The 15901-nt window shown below is 61.2% G+C and carries 13 protein-coding genes; 6 read left to right on the forward strand and 7 right to left on the reverse strand.

All coding sequences use genetic code 11. From position 1 onward, the window contains the following. The first annotated feature begins 47 nt into the window (after positions 1 to 47). Both AC2S2E_RS14170 and moaB read left to right on the forward strand, forming a co-directional pair. Positions 48 to 1802: a lytic transglycosylase domain-containing protein gene (locus AC2S2E_RS14170; RefSeq protein WP_486522794.1), complete on the forward strand. Its 1755-nt coding sequence runs from the start codon at positions 48 to 50 to the stop codon at positions 1800 to 1802. Positions 1803 to 1829: 27 nt separating this feature from the next. Beyond that, complete coding sequence (gene moaB / locus AC2S2E_RS14175; RefSeq protein WP_486524611.1) at positions 1830 to 2369, forward strand: molybdenum cofactor biosynthesis protein B; 540 nt, start codon at positions 1830 to 1832, stop codon at positions 2367 to 2369. Positions 2370 to 2407: 38 nt separating this feature from the next. Here moaB and AC2S2E_RS14180 read toward each other — a convergent pair whose 3' ends face one another. After that, positions 2408 to 3286, reverse strand: a complete 879-nt coding sequence (locus AC2S2E_RS14180) for an arylamine N-acetyltransferase family protein (protein WP_486522795.1) — start codon at positions 3284 to 3286, stop codon at positions 2408 to 2410. 100 nt (positions 3287 to 3386) lie between these two features. Here AC2S2E_RS14180 and AC2S2E_RS14185 point away from each other — a divergent pair, with 100 nt between their 5' ends. Then, positions 3387 to 4466 carry a PA0069 family radical SAM protein gene (locus AC2S2E_RS14185; RefSeq protein WP_486522796.1) on the forward strand — a complete coding sequence of 360 codons (1080 nt, stop codon included), beginning with the start codon at positions 3387 to 3389 and terminating at the stop codon, positions 4464 to 4466. An 8-nt stretch (positions 4467 to 4474) separates the two neighbouring features. Here the strand turns inward: AC2S2E_RS14185 and dnaE are convergent, their stop codons facing one another. The 6 genes from dnaE to AC2S2E_RS14215 all read right to left on the reverse strand — a co-directional run bounded on the left by dnaE (position 4475) and on the right by AC2S2E_RS14215 (position 11449). Beyond that, positions 4475 to 8032, reverse strand: a complete 3558-nt coding sequence (gene dnaE, locus AC2S2E_RS14190) for a DNA polymerase III subunit alpha (RefSeq protein WP_486522797.1) — start codon at positions 8030 to 8032, stop codon at positions 4475 to 4477. Positions 8033 to 8133: 101 nt separating this feature from the next. Continuing rightward, the gene (locus AC2S2E_RS14195; RefSeq protein ID WP_486522798.1) at positions 8134 to 8616 is read right to left on the reverse strand and encodes a glutathione peroxidase; all 483 of its coding nucleotides are present in this window, start codon (positions 8614 to 8616) and stop codon (positions 8134 to 8136) included. An 8-nt stretch (positions 8617 to 8624) separates the two neighbouring features. Then, on the reverse strand, positions 8625 to 9221 hold the full coding sequence (locus AC2S2E_RS14200) for a GNAT family N-acetyltransferase (protein WP_486522799.1): 597 nt from the start codon (positions 9219 to 9221) through the stop codon (positions 8625 to 8627). A gap of 3 nt (positions 9222 to 9224) precedes the next feature. Further along, the gene (locus AC2S2E_RS14205) at positions 9225 to 9467 is read right to left on the reverse strand and encodes a hypothetical protein (RefSeq protein ID WP_476103305.1); all 243 of its coding nucleotides are present in this window, start codon (positions 9465 to 9467) and stop codon (positions 9225 to 9227) included. 58 nt (positions 9468 to 9525) lie between these two features. Next, a complete protein-coding gene (locus AC2S2E_RS14210; protein ID WP_486522800.1) occupies positions 9526 to 10215 on the reverse strand; it encodes an ABC transporter ATP-binding protein in 690 nt (229 codons plus the stop codon). Further along, positions 10208 to 11449, reverse strand: a complete 1242-nt coding sequence (locus tag AC2S2E_RS14215) for a lipoprotein-releasing ABC transporter permease subunit (protein ID WP_476103681.1) — start codon at positions 11447 to 11449, stop codon at positions 10208 to 10210. The genes AC2S2E_RS14210 and AC2S2E_RS14215 overlap by 8 nt, the downstream gene beginning before the upstream one ends. Positions 11450 to 11720: 271 nt before the next feature. On the opposite strand from AC2S2E_RS14215, the gene AC2S2E_RS14220 reads away from it, so the two are divergent. The 3 genes from AC2S2E_RS14220 (at position 11721) to AC2S2E_RS14230 (ending at position 15725) form a co-directional block, all read left to right on the forward strand. Continuing rightward, on the forward strand, positions 11721 to 13406 hold the full coding sequence (locus AC2S2E_RS14220; protein WP_486522801.1) for a sensor domain-containing diguanylate cyclase: 1686 nt from the start codon (positions 11721 to 11723) through the stop codon (positions 13404 to 13406). A gap of 119 nt (positions 13407 to 13525) precedes the next feature. After that, on the forward strand, positions 13526 to 15019 hold the full coding sequence (purF, locus tag AC2S2E_RS14225) for an amidophosphoribosyltransferase (protein ID WP_476103297.1): 1494 nt from the start codon (positions 13526 to 13528) through the stop codon (positions 15017 to 15019). Between the two features lie 4 nt (positions 15020 to 15023). Next, positions 15024 to 15725 carry an SDR family NAD(P)-dependent oxidoreductase gene (locus tag AC2S2E_RS14230; protein WP_486522802.1) on the forward strand — a complete coding sequence of 234 codons (702 nt, stop codon included), beginning with the start codon at positions 15024 to 15026 and terminating at the stop codon, positions 15723 to 15725. The last annotated feature ends 176 nt before the right edge of the window (positions 15726 to 15901 follow it).

Here is a 15901-nt window from a genome sequence, read left to right on the forward strand (position 1 = left end):
TGCGCGCCTGGCGCATGGGGCTTTGCGCCCTTGCGGGTCTTGGCGCTATGGCGGCGGCCCAACCTGCGTCGGCCAACAGCGCGGCTGCTGATTATTTCATGAGCCGCGTTGCCCGCTCGTCCGTGCCCAAGCTGCTGACCGAAGATGAGCGTGCGTGGTACAAGGACATTTTTGGCGCGATCAAGCATCAGGAATGGGCGCGCGTCCAATCGATGTTTGCGGCAAAGCCCGATGGCCCGCTGCATGGTACGGCCCGCGCGGAATATTATCTGGCCGCTGGGTCGCCGCGGATTGATCTGGCCACGTTGACCGACTGGCTCAACGCCAATCCGACCTTGCCGCAAGCCGAACAGATCACCGCTCTTGCCATGAAGCGTGGGGGCACCGCGCTTCCCACCCTGCCCATGACGCAGGCGTTCTATACCCAGCCCAACGCGCCGCGCCGTGCGCGTCCGCGTTCGGTGGCCGACGGGTCGATGCCCGCAACCATTGCCCAGGCCATCAATGACAAGATCAAGGTCGACGATCCGGTCGGCGCGCGCCTGTTGCTGGACGGCGTCGATGCCACTTTGTCGGCCGAGGCGCGTGCGGAATGGCGGCAAAAGGTCGCATGGGCCTATTACATCAACAATCAGGATGGCGAGGCCTTTGCGCTGGCCTCCTCTATCGGTGATGGCAGCGCCCCGATGTCGGGCGCATGGGTGGCCGAGGGAGCGTGGGTCGCGGGCCTTTCGGCCTGGCGCCTCAATGATTGCCTGAATGCCGCCGAAGCCTTTGCCCGAACGGCCAAGGGTTCGACCAATGCCGAACTGACCGCGGCGGCCTATTATTGGCAATCGCGCGCGCAGGTGCGTTGCCGCCAGCCCGAACAGGCTTCTGCCCCCCTGCGTTCTGCGGCGCGTCTTGATGAAACACTGTATGGCATGATCGCGGCGGAGCAATTGGGCCTGCGCCTGCCCGCCGATCACGCGACGCCCGATTTCACTCCCGCCGATTGGCAATCTCTGCGCGAAAACGCCAATGTGCGCGCGGCTGTCGAACTGGCCGAAATTGGTGAAGATGGGCTGGCCGACGATGTGCTGCGCCATCAGGCCCGCATTGGCACGCCCGATCAATATCAACCTCTTTCGCGTTTGGCCCGCGATCTGGGTCTGCCCGCGACGCAATTGTGGATGGCCTATAATGCGCCGGGCGGCGCAACACCTGCCCCGGCCAGCCGTTTCCCCACGCCCAAATGGACCCCCGCCACCGGATGGCAGGTCGATCCGGCGCTGGTTCTGGCCCATACGCTTCAGGAATCGGCGTTCCGCGCCACGGCTTTGTCCAGCGCGGGCGCGCGTGGTTTGATGCAGATTATGCCCGCCGCTGCGCGTGACCATGCAGGCGCGCTTGGCGTGTCCGGTTCGGTCAGCGATCTGACCCGCCCCGACGTCAACCTCGCCTTTGGCCAGCAGCATTTACAGGCATTGAAGAACAATTCGGCGACGCAGGGCCTGCTGCCAAAGGTGATGGCGGCCTATAATGCCGGGCCTTTGCCGGTGGCCCGCTGGAACACGCAGATCCACGATGGCGGCGACCCGTTGCTGTGGATGGAATCGGTGCCCTATTGGGAAACGCGCGGCTATGTCGCGACGGTACTGCGCAATTACTGGATGTATGAGCGTCAGGCAGGCGGCCCGTCGGAAAGCCGTACCGCTTTGGCCGAGGGACTTTGGCCGACCTTTCCCGGCCTTGATGGCGCACGCGGCGTTCGGGTGGCCAGCAACGGGGCGATTGCCGGAACCCGGTTGACCGGCTACTGATCCTCTCCACATTGAAGGAGGGCGATGATGGCCATTGATGAATCCCGCGAATTCAAGCCGATCCGCATCGCGCTGCTGACTTTGTCCGACACGCGCACGCTGGAAAATGACACCAGCGGCGACATTCTGGCCCAACGCATTGCCGACAAGGGCCACGTGCTGGCCACGCGCAAGATCCTGCGTGAGGATGTGCCCGCGCTGGTATCTCAACTGGATGCGTGGATTGATGATCCAGAGATCGACTGCATTATCTCGACCGGCGGCACCGGCCTGACGGGGCGGGATGTGACGCCTGAAGCGCTGGAGCAGATCATCATCGCCCATAGCGGCAAGCTGATCCCCGGCTTTGGCGAACTTTTCCGCTGGCTTTCGTATAAATCGATCGGCACCAGCACGGTGCAATCGCGCGCCATGGCGATCATGGCGGGGGCGACCTATATCTTTGCCCTGCCCGGTTCAAATGGCGCGGTAAAGGATGGCTGGGACGGCATCCTGTTTGAACAGTTGGACAGTCGCAACCGCCCTTGCAATTTCGTCGAACTGATGCCGCGATTGAAGGAAGTCTGAGCGTTTAGATCGGGCGCGAAGATGCCCTTTCGCGCCCGTCAGAACAGGCCCAGCGCGGCCACTTCTTCACGCGTCAATTCCACCCGGAACAGATCGGCCAAGGCCTTGCGCCAATCTTCGCCATTGGCCAATTCCATCACATCGCCCCGCCCGCCGGAATAGACACTGAGCCGCCGCGCGTTGAGCGAAGCAAAGCCATCCTCCAGCACGATGGAGGCGATATGGGCGGTGGTGAAACGGGTGTTGGCGCGCGTAAATGTCCAATGGTTGGACAGTTCCAGATCAATCGGTGCGACCTGCGTCAGATTGAAGCCATACTGCCTCTGCCAGTCGGGGGATGTCACGCGGCCATCGGTGGCGTCGGTCGGACCGCGACGTTCAACCAGCCATTCGCCCATGATGCTGCCCGGATCACCCGCTTTGGTAATGCGGTGCTGGGCGCCATCGGGCGATCGCGCCGTGGCCCCATCGGTCAAGGGCATGGCCGGAACATAGGAACCGCCGAAACCTGCATCGGCAATCCACGCCTGTCCATCCAGATCGACCAGGCGGAATGTATGCGTCATAGGCGGCGGCGCGGCATCCTCTGGCAAACCCAGAAACACGCGGGCGAGCAGCGGTCGGTTGTCAAAACCCAAACGGCCCAGCATGTCGCCAAACAGCGCATTATGTTCAAAACAATAACCGCCGCGCGCGCCCATCACCAATTTGCCGAAAATCGCGTCGGGATCGACACTGACGCCGCGCCCCAGCATCACGTCCAGATTTTCAAAGCCGATGTTCATGCGATGCGCGCGCTGCACCGCCTCCAGCCCCTCTGCATCCATCTCTATCGGGCCGGCCACGCCGATCCGCGCCAGATAGAGCGCAAGGTAATCAGCATTAGCAGGGATCAAGGAAGCATAGGGCGCGGTCATGCGGATTTTCCGGTAAATTTTAGGCTGGCGGTTCTTTAGGAGTGGAGCGGCGAATTGGCCAGAGCTTGAATTATTGTTCCACCTATGTTCTAAAGCGCCAATGTTCAAACCACCCCCTCCCCGCGGACGCGGCGCGCAAAGTGGATCGCTTTCCACCCGCTTTGCCCTGCCCCAGCGTGAGGTGGATGGAGACTGGCTTGATGCGATGGAGAATGTGGATGGCGGGCCGCCGCCTTTGCGCACAGTCGTGACCGAGGAGGCGGCGCGCAAGATCATCTCGCGCAACAAATCGCCCGATGTGCCGTTTGACCGCTCAATCAACGCCTATCGCGGGTGCGAGCATGGCTGCATCTATTGCTATGCGCGGCCCACCCATGCCTATCTCGGCCTTTCGCCGGGGCTGGATTTTGAAAGCCGGTTGTTCGCCAAGCCAGAGGCGGCGCGATTGTTGCGCCGCGAATTGGGCGCACGCGGATATACGCCCGCGCCCATTGCGATGGGCACGAACACCGATCCCTATCAGCCTATCGAGGCACGCTATCGCCTGACCCGGCAAGTGCTGGAGGTGTGCCTTGAAACACGCCATCCGGTGACGATCACCACCAAATCGGACCGCATCCTGCATGACATCGACCTATTATCCGAACTGGCGCGCCATCATCTGACGGCGGTGGCCATTTCGGTGACCAGCCTTGATGCGCGGCTTTCGCGCCTGCTTGAACCGCGTGCGGCAAGTCCCTTCAAGCGGTTGGACGCCATAGAGAAATTGAGCACGGCAGGCGTGCCGGTATGGGTCAATGTTTCGCCCATCGTCCCCGCCATCACCGAGGAATGGATCGAGCGCATTCTGGAAGAAGCCGCAGGGCGCGGGGCCAAGGGAGCAAGTTGGATCATGCTGCGCCTGCCCCATGAGGTGGCGCCGCTGTTCCGCGAATGGCTGGACGCGCATTTCCCCGACCGGGCGGACAAGGTGATGCATATCGTCCAATCCATGCGCGGCGGCGCGGATTATCATAGCGATTTCTTCACGCGGATGAAGCCGCAAGGCGTCTGGGCCGATCTGGTCCGCACACGCTTTCGCATCGCCAAAACGCGGCTTGGCCTGATCGACCGCGACGTTGATCTGGACATCACCCAGTTTTGCCCGCCGCGTCGCGACGGGCAAATGTCGCTGTTTTAGGCGGCGTTTTAGGCGACCAACCGCAAATGCCCGCCCGCCCGCGTGGGTTTGAGCGATACGTTGGCCACGCCCTCCATCCCGGCAATCAGGTCGGTCAATTCGCCATCCAGCAGGAAATCGCGGCCCAGACGCAGGCGCGGTTCCTGCGCCGCACCGGTTTTCAACATGACCTCAACCGTACCCAACCCGCCACGCGGCAGAATCGTCGCCAATTCGCCAAAGACTTCGGGGCGCGAGACCTCCAGGCTCAACGTCATCTTCGCCGCCGCCTTGACCTCGGACAGGGCCTGCGCCCCGCGCACCGTCACACGCGGCGGTTCCTCCGGGCTTGGGCTGTCCAGTTCAACGGTGAGGAGGATACAGGCACCCTCCTTCGACCATTGGACAAAACTGTCCACCAGCGTTTCCTCAAAGCACGAGGCCGAAAAATTGCCCGACTGGTCCGAAAAATCGGCCATGACGAAATCCTTGCCGCGTTTGGTTTTGCGCTTCTGGACGCCTTCGACCATCGCGGCCATCACGGCGGTGGTGCGCCCCGAAACCCCGCTGGCAAGCAGGCTGGAATGGCTGCGCGCGCCGTTGGCGCTGGCCACGGCGCGCCATTGCTCGACCGGGTGGGCGGCGAAATAGAAACCGAAATTCTCGCGCTCCTTGGCCATCTGGTCGGCGCGGCTCCATGCCGGGACGTCGATCAGGCGGATATTGCCCGCCCCCGCATCATCGCCGCCGAACAATCCGTGCTGGCCGCTGGTGCGGGTGCGCTCGGCCTCTTCGGCCACGGCCAGCAGCATATCGGCATTGGCCATCACCTTGGCCCGGTTGGGTTCGAGCGCGTCAAACGCCCCGCTGGCCGCCAGACCTTCGAGCATGCGGCGGTTGAGCGAGCCATAAGGCACGCGGGTGAACAGATCGGCCAGATCCTTGAACGGACCATTGGCCTGCCGCTCGGCCACGACGACTTCCATCGCCTTTTCGCCTACGTTGCGGATGCCCGCCAAGGCATAGCGGACCTGGTGGCCGTCGGCGGTCTGTTCGACCATGAATTCGGCCTCGGAATGGTTGAGGCAAGGCCCGGCCACCGCAATCCCGTTGCGCCGCATGTCATCGACGAAAACCGCCAGCTTTTCCGACTGATGCATGTCGAAACACATGGCGGCGGCGTAAAATTCGTGGGGGTAATGCGCCTTGAACCACGCCGTCTGATAGGCGAGCAAGGCATAGGCGGCGGCGTGGGATTTGTTGAAGCCATAGCCTGCGAACTTGTCGATAATGTCGAACAGTTCGTTGGCCTTGTCCTTGTCGATGTCGGACACCTCACGGCAACCGATGACAAAGCGCAGGCGCTGGGCGTCCATCTCCGCCTGTACCTTTTTACCCATCGCACGGCGCAAAAGGTCGGCGTCGCCCAGCGAATAGCCCGCAAGGATCTGCGCGGCCTGCATCACCTGTTCCTGATAAACGAAAATCCCGTAGGTTTCGGCCAGAATGCCCGACAGTTTTTCATGTGGAAATTCGATGGGGGCCAGACCGTTCTTACGCTGGCCAAACAGGGGGATGTTGTCCATCGGGCCGGGACGATAGAGCGACACGAGCGCGATAATGTCACCAAAATTGGTCGGCTTCACCGCCGCCAGCGTGCGTCGCATGCCTTCGGATTCCAGCTGGAACACGCCCACCGTGTCGCCGCGTTTCAACAGGTCGTAAACGTCGCTGTCATCCCAAGGCAGGGTCGACAGATCAATCGAAATCCCCCGACGCCCCAAAAGGTCCACCGCCTTACGCAGGATCGAGAGCGTTTTGAGGCCCAGAAAGTCGAATTTGATCAGGCCCGTATTCTCGACATATTTCATGTCGAACTGCGTCACCGGCATGTCCGAGCGCGGATCGCGGTAAAGCGGCACCAGTTGTTCGAGCGGACGATCACCGATCACCACGCCCGCCGCGTGGGTCGAACTGTTGCGCGGCATACCCTCCAACTGCATCGCCAGATCGATCAGGCGCTTGACCTCTGGGTCATTGGTATATTCGCGGTGCAATTCCTGCACGCCGTTCAACGCGCGCTCCAGCGACCACGGATCGGTCGGATGGTTGGGAACCATCTTGGTCAGGCGGTCGACCTGACCATAGGACATTTGCAAAATACGGCCCGTATCGCGCAGCACGGCGCGCGCTTTCAGCTTACCAAAGGTGATGATCTGCGCCACATGGTCCGCGCCATATTTGCGCTGAACATAGCGGATCACCTCGCCGCGCCGCGTTTCGCAAAAGTCGATGTCGAAGTCGGGCATCGACACACGTTCCGGGTTGAGGAAACGTTCAAACAGCAGGCCCAGACGCAAAGGATCAAGGTCGGTAATCGTCAGCGCCCAAGCCACCAGCGAGCCCGCACCCGAACCGCGCCCCGGCCCCACGGGAATGTCATTCTGTTTGGCCCATTGGATAAAGTCGGCCACGATCAGGAAGTAACCGGCAAAACCCATGCGGTTGATAATGCCCGTCTCGAAATCGAGGCGTTTGGCATATTCGAGGAAGCTGTCATCCACGCCGAGAGCTTGCAGCGCAGGCCACGATTCATCGGGCGCGGCCAAAGCCTTGTCCAGCGTCGCCTCATCCACACCCGGCCAATAGGGCGCCAGACGCTTGGCCAGACCCGCGCGGGCGTGATCGACCATCATCCGCGCTTCGCCCTCCTTGTCGCCCGCCAGAGACGGCAGCAGCGGCTTGCGCTTGGGCGGTTCAAAGGCGCAGCGCTGGGCGATCACCAGCGTATTGGCCAAAGCTTCGGGCAGATCAGCAAACAATTGCCCCATCAACTCGGCGCTGCGTACCCATTGCTGGGGGTTGGAGCGTTTGCGTTCGGGCGCATCGACATGGGTGGACCCGGCGATGCAGAGCATGGCGTCATGGGCCGCGCTGTCCTTGGCATCGGCAAAGTGGGCGGGGTTGGTCGCCACCAGCGGGATGTCGCGGGCATAGGCCAGATCGATCAGCGCCTCTTCGCTGCCTTCCTCGGCCGGATCGCCGGTACGGGCGATTTCGATATAGAGGCGGTTCGGGAAGACCGCCTGCAAGGCATCGGCATAGCGCAGCGCGGCTTCATTCTGCCCCTCGGCAAACATGCGGGCCAGCGCACCCTCACCCGCGCCGGTCAGACATAGCAACCCGTCCGTATGGCCATCCAGATCAGACAGCCGCACATGGGGGTCAAATTCCAGCGGCCGTTCCAGATGTGCCTTGGACACCAGATGACACAGATTGTTCCACCCGGCCTCATTCTGGGCCAGCAAGATTACCGCGTCGATCTGGGGTGCCGTGGGCAAAACGCCGCCGCCATCGCCGCTGGGCCGTGCGATGGACAAAAGCGTGCCGATGATAGGTTGCACGCCCATATCCTTGGCCGCCCCGGCAAAGGCGGGCGCGCAATAAAGCCCGTTGCGGTCCGTCACCGCAATTGCGGGAAAACCGTGCTTCTTCGCCAGCTTGGCCATGGCCTTTGGGTCAATGGCGCCGTCCAGCATGGTGAAGCTGGAATAATTGTGCAGGGGGACGAAGGGGGAATATGCCATGATAAAGACCCTAGGCCGCAAGGGGCCATGGCATCAATCGGCGCGCCAATCCCCCTGTGGATGACTTATGGACAAGCCTGTGTCCAAAACTGTGGATATTTCTACAGCAGCTTTTCAACCTCGCTGGCAATATCCTCCGGCTTGACGGAGGGGGCAAAGCGTTTGACCACCCGGCCATCGCGCCCGATCAGGAATTTGGTGAAATTCCACTTGATCTTTTTCGTGCCGAAAATCCCCGGCGCGCTGTCCTTTAGCCATTGCCAAAGGGGGTCGGCATCCGGCCCATTGACCTCGACCTTGGCCATCAAGGGAAAGGACAGGCCGAAATTGACGCGGCAAAATTCACCGATTTCTTCGGCGCTGCCCGGTTCCTGTTGGCCAAACTGGTTGCACGGGAAAGCGATGACTTCGAACCCGCGGTCGCCATAATCACGCCACAGCTTTTCCAGTCCGTCATATTGCGGGGTGAAACCGCATTTGCTGGCGGTATTGACCACCAGCACGACCTTGCCCAGCCGGTCGGCAAGGCTGATGGTTTCGCCATTGGGCAAATGCGCGGTGAAATCGGCAATCGTCTGGGGCATGACGGCTCCTATCGATCTAACAACGCGTCAAGGTGGCGGCGTATGCCGGGCCATTCAATATCAAGGATCGAATAGACCACCGTATCGCGGCGACGCTCACCATAATCGGGGTCATACATGACATTATGCCCGCGCAGGATGCCATCCTGTTTCGCGCCAAGCCGTTCAATCGCCCGCCGACTGCGTTGGTTCAGGGCATCGGTACGGATCTGGACGCAATGCACGCCCATAACGTCGAACGCATGGCCCAAGAGCAGCTTCTTTGCCTCGGTATTCAATCCGGTCCGGCGCACGCGGGGCGCATAGAGCGTCGTGCCAATCTCCACCCGGCGCGCGGGCGCATTCATCCGCATATAGCGTGTCGTGCCCGACACCACACCATCGGCGTCCAGCACGGCAAAGACCTGAGCGCGGCCAATGGCGGCTTCTTCCTCCGCCTTGTCGAGCCATGCGTCAATCGTGTCGGGCGTCGGCAATCCACCGGCAAAGGTCCGCTCAAAACCAGCACTCAGCGCCAGCAGGAGCGCGTCGGCATCGGAACGCAAAAGCGGGCGCAACGTAACGTGGCGCCCGCTCAACACTGGCTGTTTTGGCCAATGGGTCATGGATTAAACCGCATGGGGAAAATCATCACGAGTATAAAGCGCCATAATTTCTTCTGCCTTCAACCGGTGGTCGCCCACGATCTCGATCTCGTAACGCTCGCGCTCTGCCGGTTCGAGCAGCGCGATATAGCGGACCAGATCCGCCAGAGTGCCACGACGCAGCGTCTTCAATTCGTCCAGCAGTCCGCCGCCGTCATTGGCCAGATGCAGCGCCACGGTTTCCTGCCAGTCGATCTGCTTGGTCATGGATCATCTCCTTTATTGGGCCCCTTCATATCCGATGTGGGGCCTGTGCCGTTAACCTTCAAGCGGCGGCGTGATCAAAATGCAACCGGCCTTCGTGCAAACGAAGCACCCGGTCCATGCGCAGCGCCAGCCGTTCATTATGCGTCGCGATCAGGGCCGCCGCACCGCTTTCGCGCACAAGGCGCAGAAATTCGTCGAACACCTTGTCGGCCGTCGCCTCGTCCAGATTGCCGGTGGGTTCGTCCGCCAGCACCAGTCGCGGCCGATTGGCCAGCGCGCGGGCGACAGCGACGCGTTGCTGTTCACCGCCCGACAATTGGTTGGGGCGATGCGTGATGCGCGACGACAGGCCCAGCGCGCTGAGCAATTCGCGCGCGCGCGCTTCGGCCTGCGCCTGATCATGGCCGGAAACCAGTTGCGGCAGGACGACATTTTCCATCGCCGTGAAATCGGGCAGCAGATGGTGGAACTGATACACAAAGCCAATGGACGTGCGGCGAAGGTCGGTGCGCTGATCGGCGTTCATCACACTGGCGTCGTGACCGGCTACCTCGATCCGCCCGCCAAATCCGCCCTCCAGCAATCCGACCGCTTGCAGCATCGTCGATTTGCCCGAACCCGATGGACCCAGCAACGCGACGATTTCGCCCGGCATGATCGAAAGGTCGATGCCCTTCAGCACCTCGATCCGCACCCCGCCCTGTTCAAAGGCGCGCGTCAGGCCGGTCAGTTTCAACACTTCACTCATAACGCAGCACCTGCACAGGGTCCGTACTCGCCGCCTTGAAGGCAGGGAACAGCGTGAAAACAAAGGACAGGCCCAAGGCCATGGCCACGATCCCGATCACCTCGACCGGATCCGACCGGCTGGGCAATTCGGTCAGAAAGCGGATCTTGGGGTCCCACAATTGCTGGCCCGTCACCAATTGCACGAAATTCAGCACATTCTGGCGATAGAACAGGAAGACAAAGCCCAGCACCAACCCCGCGCCCGTCCCCAGCGAACCGATCACCGCGCCGATGGTCAGAAATATCTTCATGATCGAGCGCCGCGAAGCGCCCATCGTGCGCATGATGGCAATATCGCGCGTCTTGGCGCGCACCAACATAATGAGGCTGGAAAGGATGTTGAACGAGGCCACCAGCACGATCAGCGACAACACCACAAAAGTCACCACGCGGTCCACCGCCAGAGCATCGAACAATTGGGCGTTGATCGTTTTCCAATCGGTGATCGTCGCCTGTCCCGCCAGCTTCTTGCCCAGAGGTGCCAGCATCTCGGCGGCCTTGTCGGCATTGTCGGTCTTGACCTCGATCATACCGATGGAATCACCGGTCAGCAGCAGCCTCTGCGCGTCCGGGATCGGCATGATGACAAAGGCATTGTCATAATCATAAATGCCCACCTCGAAAATCGCGCCGACCTGATAGGAAACCTGACGCGGGACCGTACCAAAGGGCGTGTCCCGCCCGGTGGGATTGATGACGGTAATGCTGTCCCCCACCCGCGCGCCAAGGCTTTCGGCCAGCCGCGCGCCAATCCCCACCGTGCCCGCATCGGGCGCCACAGAGGCCATCGATCCGGAAATGACCTTGGGCTGCATCGCGGCAATATCCTGCGCGGTTTGGCCGCGAACCAGAATAGCCTCAACCCGCCCGTTAAACGTGGTCAGCAAGGGCTGTTCGATCAGCGGGCTGGCCTTGACCACGCCGGGGGTGGCGCGAACGTCCTTCAACACCTGCTCCCAGTTGTCGAGTCGTCCGCCATAGGCCTGAATGATCGCATGGCCATTCAGCCCGACAATTTTATCCAGCAATTCCGCACGGAACCCATTCATCACGCTCATCACCACCACCAGCGCCGCCACGCCCAGCGCGACGGCCACAAGGCTGATTCCGGCAACAAGGGCGATAAAGGCTTCTCCGCGGCCCGGAAGCAGGTAGCGTTTGGCCACAGTCCATTCGAAACGATTGAGAATCACAGAAATTTTCGCCTGTCTGGTGATACCCGAATGGGCATTGGTCACAGGATTTAGGCGCGCCTTGCCAATGGCGCAACTTGCAATCCCCCGCGGCATTCAAAACGCATAAAAAGCCAAACGGTTGCGCGTCCATTTTGCCCTCAGCCTAAACGGCATATTAACCCTTATATCCGTACATTCACCGCCCATGAGACCACGCAGCCAGCCTATCCATGACCGAGCGCCATTCGGTTTTGCCATTTTGGGGCTGGTCTATTTTCTTTGCGCACAATTGGGCACCAGTTTTGCCCAGATCGACCACGGCAACAGCTTCCTCTGGCCTGCGGGCGCGGTGCTGATTGCATCGTTAAGCACAGTCGCCATCCGGTTCTGGTGGTCGCGGATCGCGGCCTGCGCATTGGCATCGGTTCTGGTCACGGGTCTGTTTGGCGTGGGCTGGGTTGCGGCGCCGGTGATCGCGCTGGCGCATATGTCCGAAGCGATTGCGGCCGCCTTGCTGATGCGCAGCCTGTTGCCCAAGGGCGAACCGGTCGGCTCGCTCAACTGGTTGATGAGGCTGCTCTTTGGCGTATCCGTCTGCACCCCGCTTATCGGCGCCAGCATCAGCGTATTCGGCCTTTCGATGGCGGGTCATGGCGAATTTTTGCATAATTTCCGCAATTGGTATTTCAGCCATTGCCTTGGGCTGATGATCTTCCTGCCATGCTTTACGGTTATGGTGCATTCCCAGCGGCGGCGTAAACTGTTCCTGTTTGACCGGCCGCGCTGGACCATTGCGCTGGGCTTTCCCATTGCCATGGCGGTGGTCGCAACGCTGTGCTTTGTTCAGACGCTGATCCCCATGCTGTTCGTGCCTTTGCTGCTTCTGGTGGTGGCGACGGTTTTTGTCGATCTGGCCACGCTCTCGTTGATGTATGTCATTCTGGCCGTGGTGGGCCTGTGGTTTGTGCGCAGCGGTCAAAGCCCGCTCACCATGACGGGCCAGGGTGTTGGGCGGCAATTGCAATTCTATCAGGTCTATCTGGCCACCACCGCACTGGCGATCATTCCGGTGACCAGCGCGATCCAGCATATGCGCCATATCCTGACGCGATTGCGCGAGAGCGAGACGCGCTATCGCCTGCTGGCGGAAAATTCGACCGACATTATCGTTTCGACCGATGTGCTGGGCAATATCCGCTTTGCTTCGACATCGATCCAAAAGCCCACCCGCCGCAATCCCAAATTCCTGCTCAACAGCCCGGCGCTCAAATTGGTGGCGCCGCGCTATCGCCGTACGGTCATTGCCGCCTATCAGCGCGCGCTGGATGCCAAGGGCAATTCGGTCAATGTTGAATTCTTTGGGCTGTCCTCGAACAATGCGCCACGCTGGTATGAGGCGCATATGCGCGCCGTGCTGGATGACAACGGCCATGTCGAAAGCGTGGTCAGCGTCGTACGTGATATTTCCGAGCGCAAGGCCTATGAAAACGCCCTTGCCCATGCGGCCATGACGGATGAGTTGACGGGTCTGCCCAATCGACGCCTGTTTCTGGATACGATCAACGGCTGTATCGCGCGCGGCCAAAGTGGCTGCGTGGCATTGATCGATCTGGACCATTTCAAACAGGTCAATGACCGTTACGGCCACGCGGCAGGCGATGCTGTGCTGCGCACCTTTGCCAATGTTGCGCGTCAGGGGCTGCGCGGCACCGACATGCTGGCCCGTATCGGGGGCGAGGAATTTGCCCTTCTCCTGCCCGACGCCCCCATCGAGGCGGGCGAGCGGATCTGCGCGCGCCTTGGCAAGGCATTGGCGCAGGCGGTGACAGTTTATGATGGTCAGGAAATCCATGTCACCACCAGCATTGGCCTGGCCCGCCTTGGCCATTGTGCCGATGGCGCGATGGCCGAGGCCGATCAGGCGCTCTATGCCGCCAAGGGCGCAGGGCGCGACCGCCTGTCCATCGCGGCATAAACAACAGCTATCGCGTTTGACATAAACCCGGCGCTTGCTTTCGGAAGCAACAAGCGCCAAATGCGCGCGCCCGCGCCGCCTTTCGGCGCTCTTGTCATCGAAGAGTCGCATCCACCCGCATGACCAGCATCCGCAACAACGCCGCCCAAACCGAAGCTTTTCGCGATGAAACCCCATGGGATATTGGGGATGATGGCGACACGCTGCATGAAGAATGCGGCATCTTTGGCGTCATTGGTGCCCGTTCGGCCTCCTCGATGGTGGCCCTTGGCCTCCACGCGCTGCAACATCGCGGCCAGGAAGCCGTCGGCATCACCAGCTTTGACGGCGCAGAATTCTTTTCGCACCGTGGCATTGGCCATGTCGCCCATGTGTTCAATAATCAGGACATCTTTGTTGACCTGCCCGGCATGATGGCTTCGGGCCATGTGCGTTATTCCACCACGGGTGGTTCGGGCCTGCGCAACATCCAGCCTTTGTTTGCCGATCTGGCCGACGGCGGGTTCTCGATTGCGCATAATGGCAATATTTCCAATGCCATGACGCTCAAGCGTGATCTGGTGAACAAGGGTTCGATCTTTCAGTCGACCAGCGACACCGAAACGATCATCCACCTTGTCGCGACCAGCCGCTATCCCACGCTGCTGGACCGTTTCATTGATGCGCTGCGCCTGATCGAAGGCGCCTATGCGCTGATCTGCATGACGCCGGCGGGCATGATCGCTTGCCGCGACCCGCTGGGCATTCGCCCGCTGGTCATGGGCCGCATCGGCAGCTCGGTGGTCTTTGCCTCGGAAACGGTGGCCCTCGACGTGGTGGGCGCCGATTTCGAACGCGAAGTCGAACCGGGCGAATTGCTGGTGGTTGACCACAATGGCGTGATTTCCAGCCACCGCCCGTTTGGCGATCTGGCCCCGCGCCCCTGCATCTTTGAACAGGTCTATTTCAGCCGCCCCGATTCGATCCTTGGCGGGCAATCGGTCTATCAGTCGCGCCGCCAGATCGGGGTCGAGCTGGCCAAGGAAGCCCCGGCGGACGCCGATCTGGTCGTACCGGTTCCCGACTCCGGCGTGCCTGCGGCCATCGGCTATGCGGCGGAAAGCGGCATTCCCTTTGAACTGGGCATTATCCGCAGCCACTATGTCGGCCGCACCTTCATCCAGCCGGGCGACAGCAAGCGCCATGCCGAGGTGAAGCGCAAGCATAACGCCAACCGCGCTTTGGTCGCGGGCAAGCGTATCGTGCTGATCGACGATTCGATTGTGCGCGGCACGACGTCGCTGAAAATCGTGCAGATGATGCGCGATGCCGGCGCCTCCGAAGTGCACATGCGCATCGCCAGCCCGCCCACCGACCACTCGTGCTTCTACGGCGTCGATACGCCGGAACGCAGCAAGCTGCTGGCCGCGCGGATGGATCTGGAGGCGATGGCCGATTACATTCAGGCCGACAGCCTTGCCTTTGTGTCGATCGACGGCCTCTATCGCGCCGTGGGCCAACAGGACCGCAACCCCAAGTGCCCGCAATTCTGCGACGCTTGCTTTACCGGTGAATATCCCACCCGTCTGACCGACTATGACGCGGACGCGGTGGCGGGCGAAACCGAGGCGTAATCGCATGGACCTTTCCGGCAAGATCGCATTGGTCACCGGCGCAAGCCGTGGCATTGGCGCGGCAACCGCTTTGGCTCTGGCCAAGGCGGGCGCGCATGTCCTGATCACGGGCCGCGATGCCAAGGCGCTGGAAGGCGTCGAGCAGGCGATCCATGAAGCAGGCGGCACGGCAACCATTGCGCCCATGGACTTGCTGGAAAGCGACGCGATTGCCCGTTTGGCCGATGCGGTCGCCGGACGTTGGGGCAAGCTGGACGTGCTGGTCATCAACGCAGGGATCTTGCCCACGTTGATGCCGGTGGTCGATATTGACCAAAAAGCGCTGAGCAAGGCTGTGTCGACGCACTTGCTGGCAACACAAGCGCTGCTCTCCTCTTTCGACCGCCTGCTGCGCAAAAGCGAAGCGGGCCGCGTGATCGCCATGACCACCAGCGTCGCGAATCGCCCCCGCGCCTATTGGGGCGCCTATGCCGCCACCAAGGCCGCGCAAGAGGTGCTGATCGACTGTTACGCGCAGGAAGTGGCGAATATCTCGTCGGTCAAAGTGGCGATTGTTAATCCCGGCGCGACCCGCACCGCCATGCGCGCCAAGGCCTATCCGGGCGAAGATCCCAAGAGTGTCAAAGACCCCGCCGTCGTGGCTGACAAGGTGATTGAACTGCTGGGCGAAGACTTCGTAAGCCCCTATCGAGTTGCTGTTAACTAAACACGGCAACCGATAATTCATTGCATTTTGCGAATATCCCTATGTCGCAGATTACTATCCGCGACCGGGCATAACGCTAAATGTGCGAAAGCGTTGCTGCCCGAGCCCCTAACAGCAGGCGCGACTGGCGGCCGTTCATGGACACGCCCCTCGCCATCAACCCTCGCCGGTTGCGC

This window comes from Novosphingobium sp. 550D, assembly GCF_057401885.1.

Excerpts from the sequence above, each read along its gene's own strand:
- AC2S2E_RS14200 (WP_486522799.1), bottom strand. The coding sequence starts at position 9,221 with ATGACCCATTGGCCAAAACAGCCAGTGTTGAGCGGGCGCCACGTTACG.
- AC2S2E_RS14230 (WP_486522802.1), top strand. The coding sequence starts at position 15,024 with ATGGACCTTTCCGGCAAGATCGCATTGGTCACCGGCGCAAGCCGTGGC.
- AC2S2E_RS14170 (WP_486522794.1), top strand. The coding sequence starts at position 48 with ATGGCGGCGGCCCAACCTGCGTCGGCCAACAGCGCGGCTGCTGATTAT.
- AC2S2E_RS14205 (WP_476103305.1), bottom strand. The coding sequence starts at position 9,467 with ATGACCAAGCAGATCGACTGGCAGGAAACCGTGGCGCTGCATCTGGCC.
- dnaE (WP_486522797.1), bottom strand. The coding sequence starts at position 8,032 with ATGGCATATTCCCCCTTCGTCCCCCTGCACAATTATTCCAGCTTCACC.
- AC2S2E_RS14180 (WP_486522795.1), bottom strand. The coding sequence starts at position 3,286 with ATGACCGCGCCCTATGCTTCCTTGATCCCTGCTAATGCTGATTACCTT.
- AC2S2E_RS14195 (WP_486522798.1), bottom strand. The coding sequence starts at position 8,616 with ATGCCCCAGACGATTGCCGATTTCACCGCGCATTTGCCCAATGGCGAA.
- purF (WP_476103297.1), top strand. The coding sequence starts at position 13,526 with ATGACCAGCATCCGCAACAACGCCGCCCAAACCGAAGCTTTTCGCGAT.
- AC2S2E_RS14185 (WP_486522796.1), top strand. The coding sequence starts at position 3,387 with ATGTTCAAACCACCCCCTCCCCGCGGACGCGGCGCGCAAAGTGGATCG.
- moaB (WP_486524611.1), top strand. The coding sequence starts at position 1,830 with ATGGCCATTGATGAATCCCGCGAATTCAAGCCGATCCGCATCGCGCTG.
- AC2S2E_RS14210 (WP_486522800.1), bottom strand. The coding sequence starts at position 10,215 with ATGAGTGAAGTGTTGAAACTGACCGGCCTGACGCGCGCCTTTGAACAG.